This window comes from Nocardia terpenica (assembly GCF_013186535.1).
Taxonomy (GTDB): Bacteria; Actinomycetota; Actinomycetes; order Mycobacteriales; family Mycobacteriaceae; genus Nocardia; species Nocardia terpenica.
In genome coordinates this window covers 1,450,969-1,474,506 of the sequence record NZ_JABMCZ010000002.1, presented here as the reverse complement: position 1 = coordinate 1,474,506, position 23,538 = coordinate 1,450,969, and the positions used below count along the sequence as shown (strand labels likewise).

Annotated in this window: 23 protein-coding genes and 1 tRNA gene; 12 read left to right on the top strand and 12 right to left on the bottom strand. The window is 68.5% G+C overall.

What is annotated here, in order from left to right; all coding sequences use genetic code 11:
* Positions 1–111: 111 nt before the first annotated feature.
* Entirely contained in the window at positions 112–1,482 is a 1,371-nt protein-coding gene (locus HPY32_RS18495) for a helix-turn-helix domain-containing protein (RefSeq protein WP_067579536.1), read from the top strand.
* A gap of 576 nt (positions 1,483–2,058) precedes the next feature.
* Positions 2,059–2,134 (top strand) — tRNA-Ala (locus HPY32_RS18490).
* Positions 2,135–2,157: 23 nt separating this feature from the next.
* Here the strand turns inward: HPY32_RS18490 and HPY32_RS18485 are convergent.
* Complete coding sequence (locus HPY32_RS18485) at positions 2,158–2,679, bottom strand: MarR family winged helix-turn-helix transcriptional regulator (RefSeq protein WP_067579538.1); 522 nt, start codon at positions 2,677–2,679, stop codon at positions 2,158–2,160.
* 334 nt (positions 2,680–3,013) lie between these two features.
* Here HPY32_RS18485 and HPY32_RS18480 point away from each other — a divergent pair, with 334 nt between their 5' ends.
* The gene (locus HPY32_RS18480; protein WP_067584773.1) at positions 3,014–4,006 is read left to right on the top strand and encodes an alpha/beta hydrolase; all 993 of its coding nucleotides are present in this window, start codon (positions 3,014–3,016) and stop codon (positions 4,004–4,006) included.
* An 871-nt stretch (positions 4,007–4,877) separates the two neighbouring features.
* Here the strand turns inward: HPY32_RS18480 and HPY32_RS18475 are convergent.
* The 3 genes from HPY32_RS18475 to HPY32_RS18465 form a co-directional block, all read right to left on the bottom strand.
* Entirely contained in the window at positions 4,878–5,270 is a 393-nt protein-coding gene (locus tag HPY32_RS18475; RefSeq protein ID WP_067579540.1) for a hemophore-related protein, read from the bottom strand.
* 356 nt (positions 5,271–5,626) lie between these two features.
* Entirely contained in the window at positions 5,627–5,914 is a 288-nt protein-coding gene (gene dmpI / locus HPY32_RS46920) for a 4-oxalocrotonate tautomerase DmpI (RefSeq protein ID WP_507236496.1), read from the bottom strand.
* Positions 5,915–5,959: 45 nt separating this feature from the next.
* Positions 5,960–6,868 (bottom strand): LysR family transcriptional regulator, encoded by a 909-nt coding sequence (locus HPY32_RS18465; RefSeq protein ID WP_067579541.1) that lies wholly within the window; start codon positions 6,866–6,868, stop codon positions 5,960–5,962.
* A gap of 89 nt (positions 6,869–6,957) precedes the next feature.
* Here HPY32_RS18465 and HPY32_RS18460 point away from each other — a divergent pair, with 89 nt between their 5' ends.
* The 6 genes from HPY32_RS18460 to HPY32_RS18435 all read left to right on the top strand — a co-directional run bounded on the left by HPY32_RS18460 (position 6,958) and on the right by HPY32_RS18435 (position 12,161).
* Complete coding sequence (locus HPY32_RS18460; protein WP_067579543.1) at positions 6,958–7,965, top strand: adenylate/guanylate cyclase domain-containing protein; 1,008 nt, start codon at positions 6,958–6,960, stop codon at positions 7,963–7,965.
* A gap of 662 nt (positions 7,966–8,627) precedes the next feature.
* Positions 8,628–9,602 carry an ATP-binding cassette domain-containing protein gene (locus tag HPY32_RS18455; RefSeq protein ID WP_067579544.1) on the top strand — a complete coding sequence of 325 codons (975 nt, stop codon included), beginning with the start codon at positions 8,628–8,630 and terminating at the stop codon, positions 9,600–9,602.
* Positions 9,599–10,441 (top strand): ABC transporter permease, encoded by an 843-nt coding sequence (locus tag HPY32_RS18450; RefSeq protein ID WP_082870696.1) that lies wholly within the window; start codon positions 9,599–9,601, stop codon positions 10,439–10,441. The genes HPY32_RS18455 and HPY32_RS18450 overlap by 4 nt, the downstream gene beginning before the upstream one ends.
* A 55-nt stretch (positions 10,442–10,496) precedes the next feature.
* Entirely contained in the window at positions 10,497–10,667 is a 171-nt protein-coding gene (locus HPY32_RS18445) for a hypothetical protein (RefSeq protein WP_171982922.1), read from the top strand.
* Between the two features lie 80 nt (positions 10,668–10,747).
* Positions 10,748–11,275, top strand: coding sequence for a peptidylprolyl isomerase (locus HPY32_RS18440; protein WP_067584781.1), 528 nt, complete (start codon positions 10,748–10,750; stop codon positions 11,273–11,275).
* Between the two features lie 19 nt (positions 11,276–11,294).
* Positions 11,295–12,161 carry a rhomboid family intramembrane serine protease gene (locus HPY32_RS18435; protein ID WP_082871092.1) on the top strand — a complete coding sequence of 289 codons (867 nt, stop codon included), beginning with the start codon at positions 11,295–11,297 and terminating at the stop codon, positions 12,159–12,161.
* On the opposite strand, the gene HPY32_RS18430 is transcribed toward HPY32_RS18435, so the two are convergent.
* Both HPY32_RS18430 and crgA read right to left on the bottom strand, forming a co-directional pair.
* Positions 12,162–12,626 carry a PH domain-containing protein gene (locus HPY32_RS18430; RefSeq protein WP_067579548.1) on the bottom strand — a complete coding sequence of 155 codons (465 nt, stop codon included), beginning with the start codon at positions 12,624–12,626 and terminating at the stop codon, positions 12,162–12,164.
* 85 nt (positions 12,627–12,711) lie between these two features.
* A complete protein-coding gene (gene crgA / locus HPY32_RS18425) occupies positions 12,712–12,975 on the bottom strand; it encodes a cell division protein CrgA (protein ID WP_067579549.1) in 264 nt (87 codons plus the stop codon).
* A gap of 138 nt (positions 12,976–13,113) precedes the next feature.
* On the opposite strand from crgA, the gene HPY32_RS18420 reads away from it, so the two are divergent.
* The 3 genes from HPY32_RS18420 to HPY32_RS18410 are packed head-to-tail and all read left to right on the top strand — an operon-like array spanning position 13,114 to position 14,917.
* Positions 13,114–13,752, top strand: coding sequence for an aminodeoxychorismate/anthranilate synthase component II (locus HPY32_RS18420; protein ID WP_067579551.1), 639 nt, complete (start codon positions 13,114–13,116; stop codon positions 13,750–13,752).
* 12 nt (positions 13,753–13,764) lie between these two features.
* Positions 13,765–14,430, top strand: coding sequence for a RibD family protein (locus HPY32_RS18415; protein ID WP_067579553.1), 666 nt, complete (start codon positions 13,765–13,767; stop codon positions 14,428–14,430).
* Positions 14,431–14,458: 28 nt separating this feature from the next.
* On the top strand, positions 14,459–14,917 hold the full coding sequence (locus HPY32_RS18410; RefSeq protein ID WP_067579554.1) for a dCMP deaminase: 459 nt from the start codon (positions 14,459–14,461) through the stop codon (positions 14,915–14,917).
* Between the two features lie 227 nt (positions 14,918–15,144).
* Here HPY32_RS18410 and pknB read toward each other — a convergent pair whose 3' ends face one another.
* From pknB to HPY32_RS18380, 6 genes are read right to left on the bottom strand one after another with little or no spacing between them, the layout of a single operon-like run.
* Complete coding sequence (gene pknB, locus HPY32_RS18405; RefSeq protein ID WP_171982920.1) at positions 15,145–17,046, bottom strand: Stk1 family PASTA domain-containing Ser/Thr kinase; 1,902 nt, start codon at positions 17,044–17,046, stop codon at positions 15,145–15,147.
* Positions 17,043–18,533 (bottom strand): protein kinase domain-containing protein, encoded by a 1,491-nt coding sequence (locus tag HPY32_RS18400; RefSeq protein WP_067579556.1) that lies wholly within the window; start codon positions 18,531–18,533, stop codon positions 17,043–17,045. The genes pknB and HPY32_RS18400 overlap by 4 nt, the downstream gene beginning before the upstream one ends.
* Positions 18,534–18,567: 34 nt before the next feature.
* A complete protein-coding gene (locus HPY32_RS18395; RefSeq protein WP_067579560.1) occupies positions 18,568–20,034 on the bottom strand; it encodes a peptidoglycan D,D-transpeptidase FtsI family protein in 1,467 nt (488 codons plus the stop codon).
* On the bottom strand, positions 20,031–21,524 hold the full coding sequence (locus HPY32_RS18390) for an FtsW/RodA/SpoVE family cell cycle protein (protein ID WP_067579561.1): 1,494 nt from the start codon (positions 21,522–21,524) through the stop codon (positions 20,031–20,033). Before HPY32_RS18390 ends, HPY32_RS18395 begins: the two co-directional genes overlap by 4 nt.
* Positions 21,524–22,981: a PP2C family protein-serine/threonine phosphatase gene (locus HPY32_RS18385; RefSeq protein ID WP_067579563.1), complete on the bottom strand. Its 1,458-nt coding sequence runs from the start codon at positions 22,979–22,981 to the stop codon at positions 21,524–21,526. The genes HPY32_RS18390 and HPY32_RS18385 overlap by 1 nt, the downstream gene beginning before the upstream one ends.
* The gene (locus HPY32_RS18380) at positions 22,978–23,445 is read right to left on the bottom strand and encodes an FHA domain-containing protein FhaB/FipA (RefSeq protein ID WP_067579565.1); all 468 of its coding nucleotides are present in this window, start codon (positions 23,443–23,445) and stop codon (positions 22,978–22,980) included. Before HPY32_RS18380 ends, HPY32_RS18385 begins: the two co-directional genes overlap by 4 nt.
* Positions 23,446–23,538: the final 93 nt, after the last annotated feature.

Sequence of the window (23,538 nt, the reverse complement as noted above, 5' to 3'; positions counted from 1 at the left end):
CAGCGGCTTTGCGTCGGTCGATAGTTCGCTTGCGACGTGTGCAAATCCGCTGGCGCGGTGCGCGTTCGGGTCGATATGCTCGAAGTCCCGGCCTGAGCAAGGAGCACAGGCATGGACCCGCCCCGAGCGATCCTCGATATCGCCGAGGTGCGCGCTGCGCTCCGATCCGGCGATCCCGGCGCGATCGTCCGTGCGGTCCGCCTCGCCAACCGGCTCACCCTGGCCGACCTCGCTGAACGCACCAGTTACTCCATCTCCACGCTGTCACGGCTCGAGCGCGGCAAGCAGCAGCTCAGCGATATCCGAGTCCTGCACAGCCTGGCCGACGCCCTCGAGATCCCCGCCGAATTACTCGGAGTGACCGACACCCCGTCACAGCCCCTGCGCCGACAGCCAACTCTCGATAGGGTCGGCATCATCCCGGCGTCGGACGAGGAGACCGATCCCATGCGTCGTCGCACCTTGTTGACCGGGTTGGCGAGCCTGGCAGGCACCGCCACCCTCGGAGCGTCCGCGTCCGCGTTGGCCCCGGTCGACTCACTCACGCAGTTGGAACACGCATTACTGACCCCACTCACCCGCGCCGACCCTCGCCCCCTGCCACGCCTGGCACACGATCTGGGGAAAGCCCGCTCGGCGTTCCACCACGGGCGCTACACCGACCTCGCCGGTCGGCTACCGGCGCTGATCGCCGCAGCGACGGCCGCCCGCGACACCAGCCACACCGCCGACGAAGCGCACGCGGCGAGCGCTCTCCTCGCGCAGGTGTACACCCTGGCATCGAAGCTGACCGTCAGGCTCGGACGCGATCGGCTCGCCTGGACCACCGCCGACCGCGCCATGCAGACAGCACACACCAGCGACGACATCCTCACCCAAGCCGCCGCCCACCGGGCATGGGCCATCGCGCTCCGTCGCACCGGCCACACCGCTATCAGCCAACGCTTGGTCATCGACACCGCCGCCGGACTACAGCCTGACCTCCGCCGCGGGCCTGAATACCTCGCGATGTACGGATCACTACTGGCCACCGCTGGCTACACCGCCGCTGTCGACGGCCACCGCGACACCGCCTACGCCCTGATCGACGAAGCCGTCGACGCCGCGCACAGACTCGACAGCACCGACACAGTCACCGGGTTCGGATCAGCAGCGATCGCCGTGTACCGGATCAGTGTGGCCCGAGTCCTCGGCGATTCCGGCACCGCAATCGCAGCAGCACGCCTCATCCACCCCTCCACCATCCCCTCCACCGAAAACCGAGCACGCTACTGGACCGACATCGCCCGCGCCTTCCACCAATGGAACAAACCCGAACAGTGCTACCGGGCACTCCTCGCCGCCGAACACGCCACACCCGAGGAAGTCCGCTACCGCAAACCCATCCTCCAAATCACCGCCGACCTCCTCCGAAACCCAGTAGCCAGAACACTGCCCGGCCTCCAAGCCTTCGCTAAACGAAACGGAACGCAACTCCACTGACGCGCTGTAGACCGTCGGGGTTGCCTTCGTACTCGTCACGGGGTCAGCTGCCCTGGCACGACTGCTCAATGAATTCGGAACGGGCCCGCCTGTCGTTCGCCACCGTTGTTGTTGGCAACCGACACGCCAACCAGATGGTGCGACTCGGGTCTTCTACGGATCTCGCCGCACCATCGGCCTGTTCGCTACTCGTCGTTGCACTTGTCGTTACGGTCAGCGGCCCCCTCGACACGATCGGCGAATCCACTCGTTGCGGTCGCCGAGTCAGGGTCTCCATTGGCGCGGTTGACGAACTGCAGGTCAACCCGAGCCAGGCCACGACTGATCGCTCGAGAACCGACAGACCGAACTGTGAAGCCCCAATGCTGGATGGTGGCCCTTGAAGGGGTGAGGCAGCGCTGCGGGGTGTTCTATACCGTGACGAAAATGATTCAGTCCGAGCTGCTGTATGCCGGGAATGCCCGTATGTGGGGGTGTGGACGCCGTCCACATTCCTGGGGTAGCCTCATCCCGTCCGAGGCGCTGTGATGCTCTCCGAAGCGTTGTGAGGCTGCCTCGACCTGCGGATATGCTGTTGGAACCATAGCTCAATTGGCAGAGCACTGCCTTTGCAAGGCAGGGGTTAGGGGTTCGATTCCCCTTGGCTCCACCAGGCGATTCGTCGGCGGCACCCGATTACGGCAGTGAGTGGTTCGGTGTGTCCGGTTCCACTTCCGCGGGGCTCGATTTCTCCAGGCGGAGTAGGAGATTCAGCAGTTCGTCGCCGGGGTGGCCGTCGTCGTCGCCGAAGAGGCGGCGTTGGACGTCGATGACCAGGGGGAGGGCGCGGCGCAGGGCCGCCACTCCGGCTTCCGTTGTTTCTATGTGTTTGGTGCGGACGTCGGTGGCGCTGCGGGGGCGGGTGATCATGCCCTTGGATTCGAGGGTCTTCAGCATGTAGGAGACCTGCATGGGGTGGATGTCGCCGGAGCGGGACAGTTCGGCCTGGGTTACCGGTTCCCCCGTGCGGCCCAGCCACGCCGCCATGGCGAGCGTCGTGAACTGAAGGTGGGTCAGGTCCTGGGGCGCCAGCGCGCGGTCCACCTCGCGGACGTAGCGGTGCAGGACACGCCAGATGACGAAGCCGACCGACCGCTCCGGCGCGCCGAGCGAGACGGTGTCGAACAACTCCGTGAGGGCGCGGGAATCGGCACTCATACGATCGAGTCTAGGGGGGTGATCCGCGGGCACGATGGCCGGGCGATCCATGGGCGGCGACGGCCGATATTTCGTGGCAACTTCCGTCGGGTGTGGGCGGGAGAATTTCGCGAGTTTTCCTGAGCTTCGTCCGGAGCGTTTCGCCGAGGGTTATGCCGCAATTGGGCGTATTCCGGTCTGCGGGTGGAATATTGATCGTGTCGTTCCCCGAACGTTTCTAATCGCGGTGATAGAAGCTTGAGGCATGAACTGGAGTGTAAACACAGAAAGACTTGATCTCCGCCGCTCGCGTTCCGTGGCGAACGCCGCGGTATCCGGGGTGCTCGTCTGTGTTCTGACAGCACTCGGTGCCGGGGCCGCGGGCGCCGAGCCCGCCGATTCACATCGGACGATACCGACCGCGGCCGCGGCACCCGATGGTTCGAGAATAACCGACGTCCAGTACACCGATGACCGGAATATCCGACTGCAGGTTTATTCGGCCGCGATGGACAAAACATTTCCCGTCGATGTCGAACGCGCGGCCGACACCTCGCGGCCGCGGCCGAGTTTGTATCTGCTGGCCGGTGCCGACGGTGCCGAGGGAATCGCCTCCTGGCAGGCGCAAACCGACGCCCGGCAGTTCATGGCCGACAAGAACGTGAATCTGATCATGCCCATCGGCGGCCGGTTCAGTTACTACACGGACTGGATCAAGGATGATCCGGTGCTCGGCCGCAACAAATGGAAGACCTACTTCACCGACGAACTGCCGCCGCTGATCGATGCGGCGCTCGATACGAACGGGACCAACGCGATCGCGGGAATCTCCACCTCGGGTACCACGGTGCTGGCGTTGCCGATCGCCAAGCCCGGACTGTTCAAAGCCGCCGCCGCCTACAGCGGCTGCGCGCAGACCAGTGATCCGCTGGGGATGCGATTCGTGCGGACCACCGTGATGGCGTTCGGCGGGGGCAATACCAACAATATGTGGGGTCCGATCGGTTCCGAGGGCTGGTCGGACAACGATCCCTATATCCACGCCGACAAGTTGCGCGGTGTCGACCTGTACTTCTCGTCGGGCAACGGAATCCCCGGGCGGTACGACGTGCTCGACGGTAAATTCACGCTGCCGGGTCCGAGCGGCCTGGCCAGCCAGCTCGTCATGGGCGGCCTGATCGAGGCCGCCACCAACTTCTGCACGCACAATATGCAGGACAAACTGGCGGCACTGAACATTCCGGCGACCTTCCACTACGCGGAGGGCACCCATTCGTGGGGTTATTGGCAGGACGAGTTCAAGCGGTCGTGGCCGACGCTCGCGCACGGTCTCGGTGTGGCCGAATAACCGCTCCGGTACCGACACGGAAGAAGGGCCGGGTGTGGCGTTGGGGCACCCACCTCGGCCCTTCTTCGTGTCTCGATAGTCGTGTCTGCGTGGTCACGCGTGTGTGATCGTGTCTGCGGAGACGTCAGCGGGCCGGGCGTCGCACTGCAGACGACGTCCGGCCCGCTACCAGTTCCAGTGGGTTAGAGCACTGCTACCAGGGCGCCGAGCAGCAGCCCGGCGAAAGCGCAGGTAGCAGCGGTCGCTACACCCAACATACTGCCGACTACGGGCAGAAGCATGGTTTCTCCTGATGGTTCGATTCGGTGTGGGAATTTCGAGCTGCCGATCCGGGTATTCACCCGGACTGTCCTGTCCGTCGACTGCGCAGATCCGAAGGACAGAAACCGGAATCGATGCGAGATCGCGATGTTCGTTCATCGGGCCGACCGATGGCATTCCGCGCGGATATCTGCCGCTCGAGTCGGCCTGCCGACCGCAGCGCTATTCCAGTGCGTCCAGGTCGAATACCTCGATATGAAGCACGAGCCGGGCCACCCTCCTGCGGAAGCCCGGCCCGCACATCAACTACGGATCGTTAGACGATTGCGACGACGGCACCCAGAAGGATACCGACGAAAGCAACTGTCGCGGCGGTCGCGACACCCAACATACTGCCGACAACGGGCAGAAGCATTTTTCCTCCTGTGAGTTGGTGAGTTCACCGGTCGGAGCCATCATCCGCCAACCGGCAGCAGCGATCATGCCAACTGGTGCGTTCGTCGGTCGCGAACCGACGCGGCGTGTCGGAAAAGTTGGTGGGCAAGTTTTTCGGCGAATTCCCACCAAGCGCCCGATCGGCGCGCCGGAGCACCGCAGTGTTCGCGATTGCTCAGTACTTGTGGCAGACGGCCGTAACCTTGCTCAGCGCCGGGCCCATCTCGGATTTGAATCCGCCGAGCTCGGGTGCCAGGCCGGTCATGCTTTTCATCCGCATCCGCCCGTTGATGATCTGCTCCCCCGCGGTTTGCCGGATCTGGGCGGGCTCGTTGATCATGAATTGCAGCAAGGCCTTATTTGCCGGGTTCTGCTCCAGTCGTTGCGCCACGGCCGGATCGACCACGTGCAGCGCCTTATCGATCTGCTCGAAGGTGCAGGTGGTGGTCATCAGCGGGACCATATCGTCGATCGCATCCGCCGCGGCGATTCCCGATCCGAGCAGCGTACTTCCCGCGGCGAACCCGCCGAGCGCCAGAGCGGCGAGGGCGTGGCGGCCGTTGATCATCCTCATGAATTCACCCTTCGTATAGTTCGGTGGAATGCCGGATTCCGGACTTCGCGGTGATGGTAGCCGAAGAAGTCGCGGCGGCAATGTAAGGGTGAATTGGAGCGTCGGGTGTCGGAACACCGCGCATCAACGACCGAAACAGGCGCGGTTCGGATTTTCGATCCGGACAATTCTCATCGCTTGCCGACGTGTCGAACGCGGACAATCCGCGCATATCTCATGAATGCCGCTGCGGTGTCCGATCGGAAGACGGTGGTGTGCCCGGCGAGGAATTCCGCGACCGTCGCGCGAAATTCCGGCTATTCGGCGCGTCGCGGACGGGGTCCGGCCGCGGCGCACCGAACGGCGCCGGACTACTTGCCGTCCGCGGTCAGGCGACCGGCCGCGCCCCAGCTGTCCGGGGTGAACTCCTGAATCCAGACCTGCACCGTCTCGGCGGGAATCTGGTAGGCGTCGACGAACGCGTCGGTGATGCGGCGCACCAGCTCGCGCTTGAGCTCTACGGTGCGCGGACCCTGCTGCACGGTGACGATGGGCATGGCTGTCTCCTCGGTGAAATGCGGTGTTTGTCGGGCCAGCTCGAGCCTTCCGGGCTCGTTTCCGGTGTTCCGGCGGCCTGAGAACAGTTCACCGCAGCGCAACCCCGCGACCAAGGGCCAGTCCGTTCGCGCAGCGATAACGAACGCTTATCGCGGCTGGTAACCGGGCGATTCGGCGGTGTCGAGGAGGGCGCGGAGCAGGGCCGGGCCGGGTGAATTCGCTCCCGGGCGCACGGCCAGGGCGATCGGCAGCGACAGCCCGTCGCCGGTGAACGGCCGGAACGCCACCCGCGGGTTGTGCACCAGCCGGGCATTGGAGGCGTAGACCACCGTCCACATCGGCGCACCGCTGCCGATGGCGGCCAGATTGTCCTGCAGGGTGGTCGAGGTAGGGGCGGGCACCGGCTCGAAACCCGCACGCTGGCAGGCGGTCAGCACCAGGTCCACCAGCGCCGGATGATTGCGGCGCTCGGTCATCCGCAGCGGCACCCCGGCCAGATCGGCCAGCGCCACCGTCTCGCGCGCGGCCAGCGGATGGCGCGCGGGCAGCACGACCATCAGCGGATCGTCCCATGCCGGAAGGAATTCCAGCTCCGGGCTGTCGGCGGGGGAGGGGGAGCGCACGAAGGCGGCGTCCAGGCGGCCGTCGGCGACGTGTTCCAGGCGCTCGCGCACCGGGAGCGAGACCAGTTCGACCTGAAGCTGCGGCAGGCGTTCGGCGAACACGTCGAGCACGGTGTCGAGCCGCTCGCCGAGTCCGGTGATCGTGCCCAGGCGGAACACCTCCGCGCGCTGCCCGGCCAGCCCGGCCACCGTCGCGCGGGCCCGGTCCGCGGCGGCCAGCACGTCGCGGGCGGCGGGCAGGAAACGCAGCCCGGCCTCGGTGAGCCGCACCCGGCGCGGGGAACGGTCCAGCAGCTGCACCCGCAGCTCGCGTTCCAGCCGCCGGACCTGCTGGCTGACCGCGGGCTGGGCGATGTGCAGCCGCTCGGCCGCCCGGCCGAAGTGCAATTCCTCGGCCACGGTGACGAAATAGCGCAGCTGACGCAGCTCCACGGCGTGGACTCCTCACTCCCGATCCATCGGTCATGTAATCACCGCGGCGTGGGCCGTGGCCGGGCGGGGCGCGACGTAAGGTCGTGGGCATGGCCTCCCCGGAGTTGTCGAAACTGGTGCAGGCGGTGGTGGAGCCGTATCTGCTGGACGGGCCGCGCCGCTACAGCCGCGAGCAGGTGGCGAAGCTGTCCGGGGTGCGGTCGGAACTGTCTCGGCGCCTGTGGATTTCGCTCGGCTTCGCGGCCGATCCGGACGACACCGCGATCGAGTACACCGATGCCGACGTGACGGCCGTCCGCAATTTCAAGGGTCTCGACGTGCTGGCGTCCGCGGATCCGGCCCGGCAGTCGGCCGCGGCCCGCACGCTCGGCCAGTCGATGGCGCGGCTGGCGGAGTGGCAGGTGGATCTGGTGGCGGAGGAGATCGCCGACCGGATTCGGTCGATCACCGCCGCCGACCCGAGCGCCGACGAGGCCGAGGTGGCGCGGGTCGCGACCGAGGAGGTGGTGTCGTCGCTGCAGGCGTTGCAGACCTACGCGTGGCGGCGGCATCTGGCTGCGGCACTGGCTCGTTCGCTGGATGGCGGCGCGGTGGCGGGGGACGCGACCCGGGAGCTCGCCGTGGGTTTCGCCGATATGGTCGGCTACACCCGCCTGACCCGGCACCTGGATCCGGAGGAGCTGTCGGAGCTGCTGGAGTCCTTCGAGACCGTCACTACCGACGCGATCACCGCGGGCGGCGGGTGGGCGATCAAGAATGTCGGCGACGAGGTCATGTTCGCCGCCGAGACGGCCGCGGCGGGGGCGCGGATCGCGCTGGCCGTCCAGGAGGCGACGGTCGCGGCGGCGGTGGTGCCGGAGCTGCGGGTGGGGCTCGCGTACGGAGAAGTGTTGCAGCGCTACGGAGATCTGTACGGATCGGTGGTGAACATCGCGGCGCGGCTCACCGGTGTGGCCCGGCCGGGGACCGTGCTGATCGATGACGGCGCGGCCGCGGAACTGGCGGGGGAGCCGGAGTTCGAGCTGCGTCATCTGCGCAGTGTGCGGGTGCGCGGTATCAGTCGGCTGCGCTCGCACGTGCTGCGTCGGCACGGGTAGTGCTGCGGGCGTTCGAGCGGTCGTGACCTGCTGCGGACATGAGAGCGGGCCTCGGCGAAGGGGGGGAGTTAGCCGAGGCCCGCGTAAGGTCGGCCCGGGGGGGAGGGGCCGACGTGATTGATCCTACGCGACGATCGGCCTTCGTGTGTGTATGAGTGACGCCACTTTCTCAAAGTTTTTTCGACGGGACCGGCGGTATGGGTGTGCTCGTCGGCTGCCGATCCGGTAGGGAGATTACGTGGTGGGGTCGAAATCGACTGGCGGACAACGGATTACGTATGTGACCTGGATAGGGCGCGCGGGCTGCCGGGAAACGCTGGAAACCGACCGTTCGTGCGGGTCTCGAGGAAATTACTAGCGACTCACCGGGCAAAAAATCGTCCCGGGCGTGTCGCGGTGTCCGGATCGAGTACCGCCCCGGGATGCAAACAGGTAGCGCACTACTCGGGCTCGGCAGGGGACCCGCGGGCCATTATCGAATCGGCCGCATCCCGCCGGCACCCCCGAGCACCGCCGGATCCACGGGATGCGGCCCCCTGCTGTCGGGGGTCGGTCGCCGTGCCCAAAATTATTTCCGCGTGAAACTTGTCGGGGAGTGCGGGCACTATTGAGCCAGTATTCGGCCGGGTCGCCCATGCCCACGACAGATGTCAGGAGAACCGATGCCCGACGCCATCATCGCCGAGGGGCTGGTCAAGAGATACGGGCGGTTGACCGCGCTCGACAACCTCGATCTGCGGGTGCCGCAGGGCACCGTCACCGCGCTGCTGGGGCCCAACGGGGCCGGGAAGACCACCACCGTCCGGGTGCTGACCACGCTGCTGGTTCCCGACTCCGGGAGCGCGACGGTGGCGGGCATCGACGTGCTGCGCGAACCGCACCGCCTGCGCGCGCACATCGGCGCGTCGGGGCAGTACGCGGCCGTCGACGAATATCTCACCGGCTTCGAGAATCTGGAGATGGTCGGGCGGCTGTACCACCTGGGCGTGCAGCGCAGCAAGGAGCGGGCGCGCGAGTTACTGGACCGGTTCCGCCTGACCGACGCCGGTGACCGGCCCGTGAAGGGCTACTCCGGCGGCATGCGCCGCCGCCTGGACCTGGCCGGGGCGCTGGTCGCCAACCCGCCGGTGCTGTTCCTGGACGAGCCGACCACCGGCCTGGACCCACGCGCCCGGCTCGATCTGTGGGACGTCATCGAGGAACTGGTCGCGGGCGGCACCACGCTGCTGCTCACCACCCAGTACATGGAGGAGGCCGACCGGCTGGCCGACGCCATCGCCGTCATCGACCACGGCCGGGTCATCGCCCGCGGCACCGCCGACGAGCTGAAGACCATGGTCGGCGGCGACCGCATCGAGCTCACCGTCGACCACGCCGACAGCCTGGACACCGCGCGGCGGGCCCTGGCCGGGCTGGCCGTCGGCGAGATGCACCTCGAGCCGGGGCTGCGGCGGATCACGGTGCCGGTGAGCGACGGCTCGCAGGCGCTGATCGACGCGATCGGCCTGCTCGGCAACCACCACGTGAAGATTCACGATGTCGGGCTGCGGCGGCCGTCGCTGGACGACGTGTTCCTCACCCTCACCGGGCACGAGGCCGTCGAGGAACTGCGGACCACGGAAGGATCCACCCGATGAGCACCGTCATCCCGGCCGTCGACGACCCCTCGGCCACCGAACGGCTCCGGATGGTCGCCGCCGACAGCCTGACCATCGCCAAGCGCAATATCATCAAGATCAGGCGTGTGCCGGACGTACTGATCTTCTCGACGCTGTCGCCGATCATGTTCGTGCTGCTGTTCGCCTACATCTTCGGCTCGGCGATCCAGGTCGAGGGCACGTCCTATCGCGAGTTCCTGATCGCCGGAATCTTCGCCCAGACCGCGGTTTTCGGCGCCACCTTCACCGGGACCAGCCTGGCCGAGGACATGCAGCGGGGCATTATCGACCGGTTCCGCTCGCTGCCGATGGCACCGGCGGCGGTGCTGGTCGGGCGCACGGTCGCCGACGTGGTGATCAATCTGGTGAGCCTGGTGGTCATGTCGCTGACCGGGTTGATCGTCGGCTGGCGGATCCGCGGCTCGCTGCTGGACGCGGTGCTCGGATACGTGTTGCTGTTGCTGTTCGCCTACGCGATCTCCTGGATGATGGCCCTGGTCGGCCTGACGGTGCGCGCGCCGGAGGTGTTCAACAACGCCAGCTTCATGGTGATCTTCCCGCTCACCTTCATCGCCAACACCTTCGTGCCCAGCGCGAAGCTGCCCACGCCGCTGCGGGTTGTCGCGGACTGGAATCCGGTCTCGGCGGTCACCCAGGCCACCCGCGACCTGTTCGGCAACATCAGTCCGCTGGCGCCGGCGCCGGACGTGTGGTCGATGCGGCATCCGGTGGCCACCACGCTGCTGTGGGTGGTGGTGATTCTGGTGGTGTTCGTGCCGCTGTCGCTGCGGCAGTTCAAGCGATCGGTCGGCCGCTGATCGCGGGTGACCGGTCGTTACTGCGCGAATCGTGTTGCTGTGCCACAGTGGTCGCATGTCGTCGCGAAACCGGCTCCTGGCCGTCCTTCTGATCGCGCTGGCCGGTGGTGCCGCCTGGCTGGTGGTCAATCGCCGCTCCCCGCTGCCCGAGCCCGCGGCCGCGCCGCCGCGGCTGGGCTATTCGAGCAACGGGTCGGCCCCGCAGGCCGCGGCGCGGCTGTCGTAGCGGCCGCGAACTCCGCACCCGGCAACGCGCGGAGCGGCGGGCCGCCGGGCGGTACCGCCGCACGTGGCACGATGGTCGGCGTGACCTCACCGAATCAGACTGCCGTGGCCACACTGCACACCACCCTCGGCGACATCAAGATCTCGCTCTTCGGTAACCATGCCCCGCGCACGGTGCGGAACTTCGTCGGTCTCGCCGATGGTTCGGCCCCGTACAGCACGCCGAACGCCTCCGGGACCGCGTCCGGGCCGTTCTACGACGGCGCCGTGTTCCACCGGGTGATCGACGGCTTCATGATTCAGACCGGCGATCCCACCGGGACCGGGCGCGGCGGGCCGGGGTACGAGTTCAAGGACGAGTTCCATCCCGATCTTCGGTTCGACCGTCCGTATCTGCTCGGCATGGCCAACGCCGGTCCGGGCACCAACGGGTCGCAGTTCTTCATCACCGTGTCGCCGCAGACTCATCTGAACCGGCGGCACACCATCTTCGGTGAGGTGATCGACCCGGACTCGCGCAAGGTCGTGGACGCGATCGCCGCCACCCCGACCGACCGCAACGACCGCCCCAAGGAGCCGGTCGTGATCTCCGGCATCACCCTGGCCTGACCGACCCCATCGAGTGACCGTGAACCCGAATCCGCCCGCACCCAACTGCTTTCGCCATCCCGACCGATCGACCGGACTGGCCTGCACGCGGTGCGGGCGGCCCGCCTGCCCCGAATGCCTGCGCCCGGCCGCGGTCGGCCAGCACTGCGTGGACTGCCTGCATCGCGACAGCGCCCAGGCGCCGCCGGTGCGCAGCGCCGTCGGAACTCCGGTGCAGGCGCGGCCCACGCCGCGGGTGACCTACGCGCTGATCGCGATCAATGTCGCGGTCTTCGCGGTCACGGCCGCCCAGGCGCACAGCATCGCCGACAACCAGTCCTCGCGGCTGTTCTACGACTGGGTGCTCGCGCCGAACCTGGTGGCGCAGGGGCAGTGGCTGCGGGTGCTCGGCGGCGGGTTCCTGCACTTCGGGCCGCTGCATCTGGCGGTCAATATGTTCGCGCTCTACATCCTGGGCCGCGATACCGAGCTGGTGCTGGGCTGGCGGCGCTATCTGGCGGTCTATCTGACCTCGCTGCTCGGCGGGGCCGCCGCGGTGATGCTGCTGGCGCAGGACTCCGCGACCGCGGGCGCGTCGGGGGCGATCTACGGCCTGTTCGGCGCGATGACGGTCATCCTGCTGCGGTTGCGGCAGAGCCCGGTGCAGATGCTGGTGCTCATCGCCATCAACCTGCTGATCAGCGTGTCGGTGCCGCACATCTCGCTGTGGGGTCACCTGGGCGGGCTCGCGGCCGGAACGCTGGCCGCCGGGGGAATCCTGTTCCTGCCGGAGTGGGTGAAGGCCCGCACCCGGGAGGCGGCGTGGACGATCGGCTGGGCCGCGGTGGCCGCGGTGGCGCTGGCGTCGATGGTGCTCATCGTCGCTGCTGCGGTGGCGATGTCCTGATCAGCGCTGTCCCGGGGCGCGCGGCGCCAATCCGTGCGTGATCAGGGCTTCGAGCACGTCCTCGGGATGGGTGCCCAGGTCCCAGCGGCCGAAGATCAGCAGCCGCTCGTGGCCGTCGTGGTCGACATCCAGTTCCAGGTTCGGGACCCTGCGGCCGAGCCGCCGGAAGCCCACCACCCGGGCGCGCAGGATCTGTTCGGGGGCGTACTCCGCCGGTCCGAGCAGGCCGCGCACGACCAGTCGCGGCCGGGCGCCGGGCACGATCGTGAGGCGGGGGCGTTGCCGCAGGCCCAGCCCGGCCAGGCCGAGCAGCGCGAGGGCCGCCACGCCGACCAGCAGGCGGCTGGGCGCGTCCGTGGCGAGGACGGCGGCACCGGCCAGCGCCACACCGCCGACGGCCGCCGCGGCGAGGGCTCCCGGTGGCGTGGACCAGGCGAGCCGGGACCCGGATTCCGAAGCGGTCACAGTCCCCAATCGCTCCTCGAGTTGTCCACAGAATCATCCACAGGTGTGCATGAATAACACGGATGTGATGCCTCGAATGTGCGGGTCAACGCCAGCGCATGGTCATGATCAGGCCGATGACCATGAGCCCGAAGCCGATCAGGAAGTTCCAGGCGTTGAGGTTCGCCATCCACTCGATGTGGTCGGAGCCCAGGTAGTACACCAGCAACCAGGCCAGCCCGGCCAGCATGAAGCCGAGCATGATGGTCACGTACCACACGGGGGACGGGCCACCCTTGACCTTCACCGGGATGCGGCTGGCCGGATTGACCGTGTAGTCGGTCTTCTTGCGGACCTTCGACTTGGGCATGACGTCCTCGTATTCGGGGTACAGGTCTGCCTAAAGGCTAGCCCACCTGGGTATACGCATGCCTGCCGGACTGTTGTCACGCGTGGCCCCGGCTATTCCCCCGTGACGGCGCGTCCGGTGGCCACGTACGCTGCGACCATGCGTGTACTGGTCGTCGACAACTACGACAGCTTCGTGTTCAACCTGGTGCAGTACCTGGGCCAGCTGGGCGTCGAGGCCACCGTGTGGCGCAACGACGACCCGCACCTCGCCGATCCGGACCGGGTGGTGCGCGACTTCGACGGCGTGCTGATCAGCCCCGGCCCCGGCACGCCGGACCGCGCGGGCGCCAGCATCGACCTGGTGCACGCCTGCACCCGCGCCGGTACCCCACTGCTCGGCGTGTGCCTGGGCCATCAGGCCATCGGCGCGGCGTTCGGCGCGACGGTGACCCGCGCCCCCGAACTGCTGCACGGCAAGACCAGCTCGGTCTTCCACATCGGCGCGGGCGTGCTGGCCGGGCTGCCCGATCCGTTCACCGCCACCCGCTACCACTCGCTGACGGTCCTGGAGAACACCCTGCCCGCCGAGCTCGAGGTGATCGGCCGCACCGACAGCGGCATCGTGATGGCCATGCGGCACCGCACGCTGCCCATTCACGGCGTGCAGTTCCACCCCGAGTCGGTGCTCACCCAGGGCGGCCACCGGATGCTGGCCAACTGGCTGGGCGTGTGCGGCGAACGCCCGGCCGAGGGACTGGTGCGCACGCTGGAGGCGGAAGTCGCCGCGCTGGTGTGATCTGATCACAGCGTGACACGACCGTATGTGCTGCTGTCGGTGGCGGTCAGCATCGACGGATACATCGACGATGCGAGCCCCGAGCGGCTGCTGCTGTCCAATCCCGAGGATTTCGACCGGGTCGACGCGGTGCGCGCGGACAGCGACGCAATCCTGGTCGGCGCGCGGACGCTGCGGCGCGACAATCCCCGGCTGGTGGTGAACAGCGATGCGCGCCGCGCGCGCCGGATCGCCGCCGGGAAGCCGGAGTACCCGCTGAAGGTGACGGTCAGCGCGAGCGGCGACCTCGACCCCGAACTGCGTTTCTGGCGGCACGGCGGGGACAAGCTGGTGTACACCACCGATCGCGGCGCGGCCCGGCTCGGGGACCGCCTCGCGGGTCTGGCCGAGGTCGTATCGCTCGGCGGCACACCGGATTTCGGGGCGCTGCTGGACGACCTCGGGCGGCGCGGCGTGCGCCGGTTGATGGTCGAGGGCGGCACCCACATCCACACCACCTTTCTCGCGTCCGGGCTGGCCGACGAGCTGCTGATGGCGGTGGCGCCGATCCTGGTCGGCGATCCGGCGGCCCCGCGTTTCCTCGGTCCGGCCGACTTCCCCGGGGGGCCGCGGCGCAGAATGGAATTGGCGGATGTCACCCGCCTCGGCGATATCGCCGTGCTGCGCTATCTGCTGTAGCCGCCACCGACGGACGGAGGGCACGCCCATGGAAGCGCCCGGCTCGCACCGCTTCTGGATGCACCACGCGATCGGACTGGCCCGATTGTGCCCGCCGAGCCCGACCGCGTTCTCGGTCGGCGCGGTGGTCGTCGGCGCCGACGGAGTCGAACTGACACACGGCTATTCGCGCGAGACCGACCCGAAGGTGCATGCCGAGGAATCGGCCCTGAACAAGCTCGGCGACGACCCGAGGCTGCGCACCGCCACCCTCTACAGCACCCTCGAGCCGTGCTCCCGGCGCGCCTCCCCCGACCGCCCCCCGTGCACGGATCGCATTCTGGCGGCAGGCATCTCCCGCGTAGTCATAGCCTGGCGCGAACCCGCCACCTTCGTCGACAACTGCATCGGCGTGGAAAAACTCCGCGAACACGGCGTAGAGGTCATAGAACTCCCCGACCTAGCCGAGGAAGCCATGTCCATGAACCGCCACCTCGAATTGTCTTGATCCCGGCCAAAAGCACGCCGGGATGACGGTTGCGCGCATGCCAGGGTGAGGGTTGGGCGCGTGCCGGGATGAGGGTTGGGCGCGTGCCGGGGTGACGGTTGCGCGCACGCCGGGATGAGGGTTGGGCGCGTGCCGGGGTGAGAGTTGCGCGCACGCCGGAGTGAGAGTTGAGCGCGTGCCGGGATGCGGTTGGGGGCCGAGCGGGATGGCTGTCGAGGGGTGGTGGGTTATGGGGGGCCGAGGAGGAGGACGCCGACGTAGATTGTTACTGCGCCGGTTTTGGAGAGGGGGGAGCCTGGGGCGGGGGACTGGTCGAGGACCTTGCCTACGCTGCTGCCGTCGAGGGTGGGGCGGTTGGATTGGATGATTTGGGCCATGCCGCCGGTCCAGCCGGATGCGCGGAGCTTGTCGAATGCCTGGGAGGCGGTCAGGCCGCGCAGGTCGGGGGCGGTGATCTGGTCGCTGGTGGCCACCTGGACGGTGATGGTGGAGCCCTTGTCGGCCATGGAGCCGCCGGAGGGGTCGGTGGACAGCACCTGGCCCGGGGGGCTGGAGGAGTTCACGCGCTGGACGACCACCTTGAAGCCCGCGCTGTCCTCCAGGTTCGGCCGGGCCACGTCGATCTGCTGGCCCACCACGTCGGGGACGCGCACCTGCTCGGGGCCCTTGCCCAGGGTGATGGCGATCGGGCTGCCCGCGTCGATCTTCGAGCCCGGCGGGGAGCTCTGCCGGATCACCTTGTCCTTGTCGTCGGGGCTGGAGAAGTCGCGCTGCACGTTCGGATCCAGCCGCAGGTCCGAGGCCGTCAGCTTCTGATCCGCCTGCTGCTGGGTGAGTTTCGTCAGATCCGGCACCGGGACCGCCTGCGGGCCGCTGGACACCTGCACGGTGACGGTGCTACCCCTCGGCGCCCGGGAACCGCCCATCGGCTGCGTGGAGATCACATTGTTGATCGCCACTTTGCTGTCGGGCTTCTGCTGGATGGCGACCGAGAAACCGGCCTTCTGCAACTGATCTTGCACCTGGGCGACCGGCTTGTTCGCCAGGTTGTCCGGAATCGTGATCTGGTCGGAATTGCTGCCCGGGCCGATCAGCACCCAGAACAGCGCGAACAGCAGCGCCACCGCGCCGACCACACCCGCGCCGATCAGCAATCCGCGGCGCGAACCACGAGAATCCGGCGGCTCCTGATCGTCCATCTCCTCGCCGCGATAGCGGTGCGGCGAATCGACCGCGCCCAGGAAGGTGGTGCGGTCCTCCTCGGTCATCACCGTGGGCGCCTGCGGCTTCTGCCCGCCCAGCACCCGAATCAGGTCGGCGCGCATCTCCGCCGCGGTCTGATAGCGGTTGGCCGGATTCTTGGCCATCGCCTTGAGCACGACCGAGTCGAGTTCGCGCGGCACGCCCGGATGCACGTGCGAGGGCAGATTCGGATCCTCCCGCACATGCTGGTAGGCCACCGCGATCGGCGAGTCACCGGTGAAAGGCGGCTCGCCCGTGAGGATCTCGTACAGCACGCAGCCCACGGAGTAGACGTCCGAGCGCGCGTCGACCTGCTCGCCGCGGGCCTGCTCGGGCGACAGGTACTGCGCGGTGCCGATCACCGCGGCGGTCTGCGTCATCGGATTGGAGCTGTCGGCGATCGCGCGGGCGATGCCGAAGTCCATCACCTTCACCGCGCCCTGCCGGTTGATCATGATGTTGGCGGGCTTCATATCGCGGTGCACGATGCCGTTCTTGTGGCTGAAGTCCAGCGCCGCACACACATCCGCGATGACCTCCATCGCGCGCCGCGGCGGCAGCGGACCCTTGCCGCGCACGATGTCGCGCAGGGTGTCGCCGTCGACGTACTCCATCACGATGTAGGGCAGCGGACCGCCGTCGACCTCGGCCTCACCGGTGTCGTAGACCGCCACGATCGCCGGATGATTCAGCGCGGCCGCGTTCTGGGCCTCGCGTTTGAACCGCAGATAGAAGGTGGGGTCGCGGGCCAGATCGGCGCGCAGCACCTTGATCGCCACGTCCCGGCCGAGACGCATGTCGCGGGCCTTGTGCACCTCCGACATTCCGCCGAACCCGATGATCTCGCCCAGCTCGTACCGAGAGGACAGATTCTTCGGGGTGGTCATGGCAGTCCTTGCGAGGCGGTGTCTGGGGCGCTGCTGTACGGATACTCGGGAACGGTGCCGCGGGCACCCGGAATCTCCGGGAACGATGGTATGCCGATCGACGGCAATGTCGTGCGACTGGGAGACGTAGTCGTGGGTCGCGAGCGCGTCGTGCTGGTCGGCGTCTGCGTGGTGGTGGTCGGCGGCGGGGTGGTCGTGGTCGTCGGCTGCTCCGTGGTGGTGGTCGGCCGCTCCCGCGTCGTGGTCGGCCGCTCCCACGTCGTGGTGGGCGGCTCGGTCGTGGTGGTGAACACCGGCGGCGGCACGTACACCGAACTGGTCGGCCCGGCCGGGGGCGTCGGCGAATGCGGCGGCTTGCCGCTGAGCAGCACCCAGATGGCGAGCGCGGCCAGCACCAGCGCGCCGACACCCAGTCCGGCGAGCGCCTTCTGGGTATTGGTGAGCCCCGCCCGCTCGTGTTCCGGCTCGGGCCCGGTGTGACCGGGCATCACCGTGGTCGCGCCGACCGGTTGCGGCTGACCGGAATTCGCGTACCGCACGGTGGCGTCGTCGTAGTCGCCGCGCGGCAGGACGGTGGTCGGGCCGGGCGGCAGCACCCGGGTGGCGCCGGTCGGAACGGGCGGCGCCCCGGCCATGCTGCGCGGCGGCGGGGGCCGTCGGCCCGAACGCACCGCGGCCACGGCGTCGGCGAACTCGCCGCCGCTGCGATAGCGCCGGTTGGGGTCCTTGGTCATGGTGATCTCGATGAGCTCGCGCACATTCGGCGGCAGATCCGACGGCATCGGCGGCGGCGCCTCGCGCACGTGCTTCATCGCCACCGTCAGCGCGCCGTCGCCGGTGAACGGCCGGTGCCCGGCCAGCGCCTCGTAACCGACCACGCCGAGGGAGTACACGTCGCTGGCCGAGGTGGCGTCCTCGCCGGTGGCCTGCTCGGGCGCGATGTACTGGGCGGTGCCCATCACCATGCCGGTCTTGGTCACCGGCGAGGCGTCCACGGCCTTGGCGATGCCGAAGTCGGTGATCTTCACCTGCCCGGTCGGCGTCACCAGGATGTTGCCCGGCTTCACATCCCGGTGCACCACGCCCGCGGCGTGCGCGACCTCGAGGGCGCGGCCGGTCTGCTCGAGCATGTCCAGGCCCTGCGCCACCGACAGTCGGCCCAGTCGGCTCAGCACCGCGTTGAGCGGTTCGCCCTGCACGAGTTCCATGACCAGATAAGCGGTTTCGCCGCCCTGCGGGTCCATGGTCTCGCCGTAGTCGTAGATGCCCGCGATGCCGGGGTGATTCAGCTGCGCGGTGGTGCGGGCCTCGGTGCGGAATCGGTGCCGGAACGTCGGGTCGGTGGAGAACTCGGCCTTGAGCACCTTGACCGCGACCCGCCGATCGAGCCGGGTGTCGAGGGCCTCCCACACCTGGCCCATGCCGCCGGTGGCGATCAGTCGTTGCAGGCGGTAGCGGTCCGCAATCATCGCACCGTTGTTCAGCATTGGGGTCCTAGGCGTTCGTACACGGTCATATCGATCAGCTCCCCTGCAGTCCGGCGTCGAGGACGGCGCGCGCGAGGGGCGCGGCGACCGATCCTCCGGTGGCCGCCAGCGCGCGGTCGCCGCCGTTCTCCACGATGACCGCGATCGCGATCTTCGGATTCTGCGCGGGCGCGAAGGCGATGTACCAGGCGTGCGGCGGGGTGTTGCGCGGGTCGGTGCCGTGTTCGGCGGTCCCGGTCTTGGACGCGATCTGATAGGGGCGCGGGTCGGTTCCTCCGGTGGTGTGCTGTTCGGAGGCGAGCATCATGGTGGTCAGTTCCGAGGCCACCGGCGCGCTGATCGCCTGGCCGACCGAGGTCGGCTTGGTGTGCGACAGCTCGCTGAGGTCCGGGCCCTGCAACTGGTCGACCAGGTGCGGCTCCATCCGGACGCCGCCGTTGGCGACGGTGGCGGCGATGACGGCATCGTCGAGCGGGGTCAGCGCCACGTCGCGCTGCCCGATGCTGCTCTGCGCGAGCGCGGCGTTGTCGGGAATGTTCCCGACGGTGCTGTCGGCCCACTGGATCGGGATGCCGGTGTGTGCCCCGATGCCGAAGTAGGACGCCTGGTCCTTGAGCTTGCTCGCGCCGACCTTCATGCCGATCTCGGCGAACGCGGTGTTGCAGGAGTAGGCGAAGGCGTCGGCCATCGAGGCGGTCGGACCGCCGCCGCAGGGGGTGCCGTTGTAGTTCTCCAGCGTGGTGTTGGTGCCGGGCAGGGTGATGTTCGGCGCGGCGGTGAACTGGTCGGTGGGCTTGATGCCCGCCGAGAGCGCGGCCGCGGCCACCACCACCTTGAACGTGGAACCCGGCGGATAGATCTGCGAGACAGCGCGATTGAGCATCGGCTGCTGCTGGTCGGAGTTGAGCTGCTCCGACGCCTGGGTGCTCTTGGCGCCGTCGTGGGTGGACAGCCGGTTGGGGTCGTAGCTCGGCGTCGACACCATGGTCAGGATGCGCCCGGTGCTCGGCTCGATGGCGACCACCGAGCCGGTGTAGCCCTTGCTGGTCAGCTGGTCGTAGGCGACCTTCTGCATGACCGGATTGATGGTGGTGACCACGTTGCCGCCGCGCGGGTCGCGGCCGGAGACCAGATCGATCAACCGGCGGCCGAACAGCTGGCTGTCGGACCCGTTGAGCACCGAATCCTCGGCGTGCTCGAGTCCGGTGCTGCCGTTCTGCATCGAGTAGTACCCGGTCACGGGCGCGAAGGCCGCCGGGTCCGTCGGATAGGTGCGCAGATATTTGTATCGATCGTCGGTGGCGACCGAGCCCGCCAGCACCGTGCCGCCCGCCGAGATCTGCCCGCGCTGGCGCGAGTACTCGTCGAGCAGCACCCGCGAGTTGCGCGGGTCGTTGCGCAGGCTGTCGGCCTTGATGACCTGAACGTAGGTGGCGTTCAACAGCAGCGCGACGATCATGAGCATCACGGCCATCGCCACGCGACGCAGGGGCGTATTCATATCGTTTCCCCTTTCGCCGGGCGGAGTATTTCCGTCTTGTCCGGGCGGAGCAGTTCCGTCGGGGCGTCAGCGATGGGTGTCTGCTCCTTCTTCCGGGTCGGTGCCGGCGCACGGGCGGCGTCGGAGATCTTCACCAGCAGCGCGAGCAGCGCGTAGTTCGCCAGGAGCGCGGAACTGCCGTAGGACACGAACGGGGTGGTCAGGCTCGTCGCCGGAATCAGCTTGCCGACGCCGCCGACCACCAGAAACACCTGAACCGCCAGGATGGCCGCCAATCCGGCCGCGAGCAACTTGCCGAAGCTGTCGCGCACCGCCAGCGCGGTCCGCAGGCCGCGCACGATCAGCATGGCGAACAGCAGCAGCACCACGGTGAGCCCGATCAGCCCGAGTTCCTCGCCGACGGTGGCGATGATGAAATCGGTCTTGGCGAAGGGCACCTGCGAGGGCCGCCCGCTGCCCAGCCCGGTACCGGCCAGCCCGCCGGTGGCCAGCCCGAACAGCGACTGCGCGATCTGATAACCGGTGCTGTGGTAGTCGTCGAACGGATGCAGCCAGGTCGACACCAGCACCCGCACCTGCCCGAAGGCGTTGTAGGCGAACGCGAATCCGACCACCAGCAGGGCGCCGCCCACGACCGGCCAGCCGATCCGCTCGGTCGCGATGTACAGCATCGCCAGCGCCGTCGCGAAGATCAGCAGCGAGGCGCCGAGATCCTGCTCGAACACCAGCACCCCGAGGCACACCAGCCACACGACCGCGAGCGGGCCCAGGTCGCGCGTCCGCGGCAGCTCCATGCCGACCAGGTGCCGCCCGGCGGCGGTGAACAGGTCGCGCTTGGACACCAGCACCGCCGCGAAGCACACCACCAGCAGGACCTTCGCGAATTCGCCCGGCTGCACGCTGAATCCGGGCACCCGGATCCAGATCTTCGCGTCGTCGAGCTCCGCGTACTTCGGCGGCAGCAGCGCCGGGACCAGCAGTGCGACCAGTCCGAGCAGGCCCAGCGGGTAGCCGTGGCGGGCCAGCGTCCGGTAGTCGCGCAGCAGCACCAGCAGCGCGAAGAACACCGCGATGCCGAGCGCGGTCCACAGCACCTGGGCGCCGGCGTCCGGGGCGGGCATCGGCAGGGAGTTGTCGGCCGCGGTCTGCGCCTCGGCCAGGTCCAGGCGGTGGATCAGCACCAGGCTCAACCCGTTGAGCAGCGCCGCGATCGGCAGCAGCAGCGGGTCGGCGAACGTGGCGAAGCGCCGCACCGCCAGATGCGCGACCGCGAACAGCGCCAGGTACGCCAGCCCTAATCGGGCCAGCTGCCACCACGCCTGCCGATCCTGGCTCGCCTCGACCAGCACCAGCGCCGCCATCGTGATGATCACCGCGAACGCCAGCAGCAGCAGTTCGGCATTGCGCCGGGTCGACGGCGCCGGGGCGGGAGCGAACCCGCCCGGCGGACTGAGGAACGCCCCCGCGGACGGTGGTGCCGGTGCGGACATCAGTCCGCCTTCCTGCAGTTCTCCCCCGGGGTTTGCGGGGCCGGCGCAGGGGTCGTCGGCGGAACCTGCGACTCGGAATGAGCCGGATTGTTGGTCGCGCTGGGATTCGGGGCGGACGCGCTGGACCCCGCGGCGGAACCGTCCGCCGGGGGCGCCGGTGGGATCGGCGGAACGACCGGCGGCGCAACGGGTTTCGGGCAGGCCGGGAGCAGTTCCTGGCGCGCCAGGGTCTCCAGCTGGCGGTGCGCGTCGTCGAAACCGCCCGGCGGCAGGCCGTTGTTGACCTTGTCGCGGCCGGTCTGCTTGAGATCGGAGACCTGCAGTTGCTTACAGCCGGAGGGGAATTCGGCGCCGGGGCGGGTCAGGGTGAGCCGACCGTCGCGGTCGACGCAGGCGAGCTGATCGACGTCGCGGATCGAGTAGCCCAGCACCGAGCCGGGCAGCCCGCGCAGGATCACCACATTGCCGTTGTCGGCGCCCACGTAGTAATTGCTGCGAATCATCTTGTAGCCCACCACGAGCCCGACGCCGACCGCCACGACCAGCGCCAGCGCGAGCAGGCTCCAGCGCAGCTTGTGGCTCTTGCGGGGTTCGGGCGGGTCCGGCTGCACGGCGGCGCGGCGCGGCGTCGCGCGCGGCGGGCGCATGGCCGCGGCCCGCCCGGCGGCGGTGTTCGGCGGCGGGGTGTCCTCGTCCTCACCGGAGGCGGCCCCGGCCACGATGGGATGGCTCTGGCCGTAGTCCAGGTCGATGACGTCGGCGACCACGACGGTCACATTGTCGGGACCGCCGCTGCGCAGCGCCAATTCGATGAGCCGGTCGGCGGCTTCGTCGGTGCCGCCCTCGCGCAGTGTGTTCGCGATGGTCTCGTCGCTGACCACATCGGACAGGCCGTCGGAGCACAGCAGGTACCGATCGCCCGCGCGGGCCTCGCGCATGGTGAGGGTCGGGTCGATCTCGTTGCCGGTCAGCGCGCGCATGATCAGCGAGCGCTGCGGATGGGTGTGCGCCTGCTCGGGGGTGATGCGGCCCTCGTCCACCAGTGACTGCACGAACGTGTCGTCGCGGGTGATCTGGGCGAGCTCGCCGCCGCGCAGCAGATAGGCGCGGGAGTCGCCGATGTGGGCGAGGCCGAGTTTCTTGCCCGCGAACAGGATTGCGGTGAGCGTGGTGCCCATCCCGTCGAGTTCGGGCTCCTCCTCGACCTGATCGGCGATGGCGGCATTGCCCTCGTGCACCGCGCGGTCGAGCTTGCCGAGCAGATCGTCGCCCGGTTCGTCGTCGTCGAGGTGGGCCAGCGCGGCGATCATCAACTGGGAGGCGACCTCACCGGCGGCGTGACCGCCCATGCCGTCGGCCAGCGCGAGCAGGCGCGCACCGGCATAGACGGAGTCCTCGTTGTTCGCCCGGACGAGACCGCGGTCGCTACGCGCTGCGTAGCGGAGAACAAGTGTCACGATCGCAGCTCGATCACTGTCTTGCCGACACGGACAGGGGTACCGAGTGGAACTCGGACCGGGGTGGTGACCTTCGCTCGATCGAGATAGGTCCCGTTGGTGGAGCCCAGATCTTCGACGTACCAGTCCTCGCCGCGTGGGGACAGCCGCGCGTGCCTGGTCGAGGCGTAGTCGTCGGTCAACACCAGGGTGGAGTCGTCGGCTCGCCCGATGAGCACCGGCTGGGTGCCGAGCGTGATCCGAGTGCCGGCGAGTGAACCTTGAGTCACCACTAGATATTTGGCGCCCTTCTGGCCACGGCTGAAGGATGGCAGCACCGCGGAACCGCGCGCGGCCCGGGGCTGGATCCGGATGCCGGATGCCGCGTAGATGTCGCTGCGCAGGGTGCGGAGCACCGCCCACACGAACAGCCACAACAGCAATAGGAACCCCGCACGGGTCAATTGCAGGATCAGTCCCTGCACGGCGTTCCACCTCCTGTTCGACCGGTGCCGTAGGTGCGGTTCGACCCCCAACCGGCGTGCTGGTCAGCACGACCCGGCTGCCGAGCGAGTATT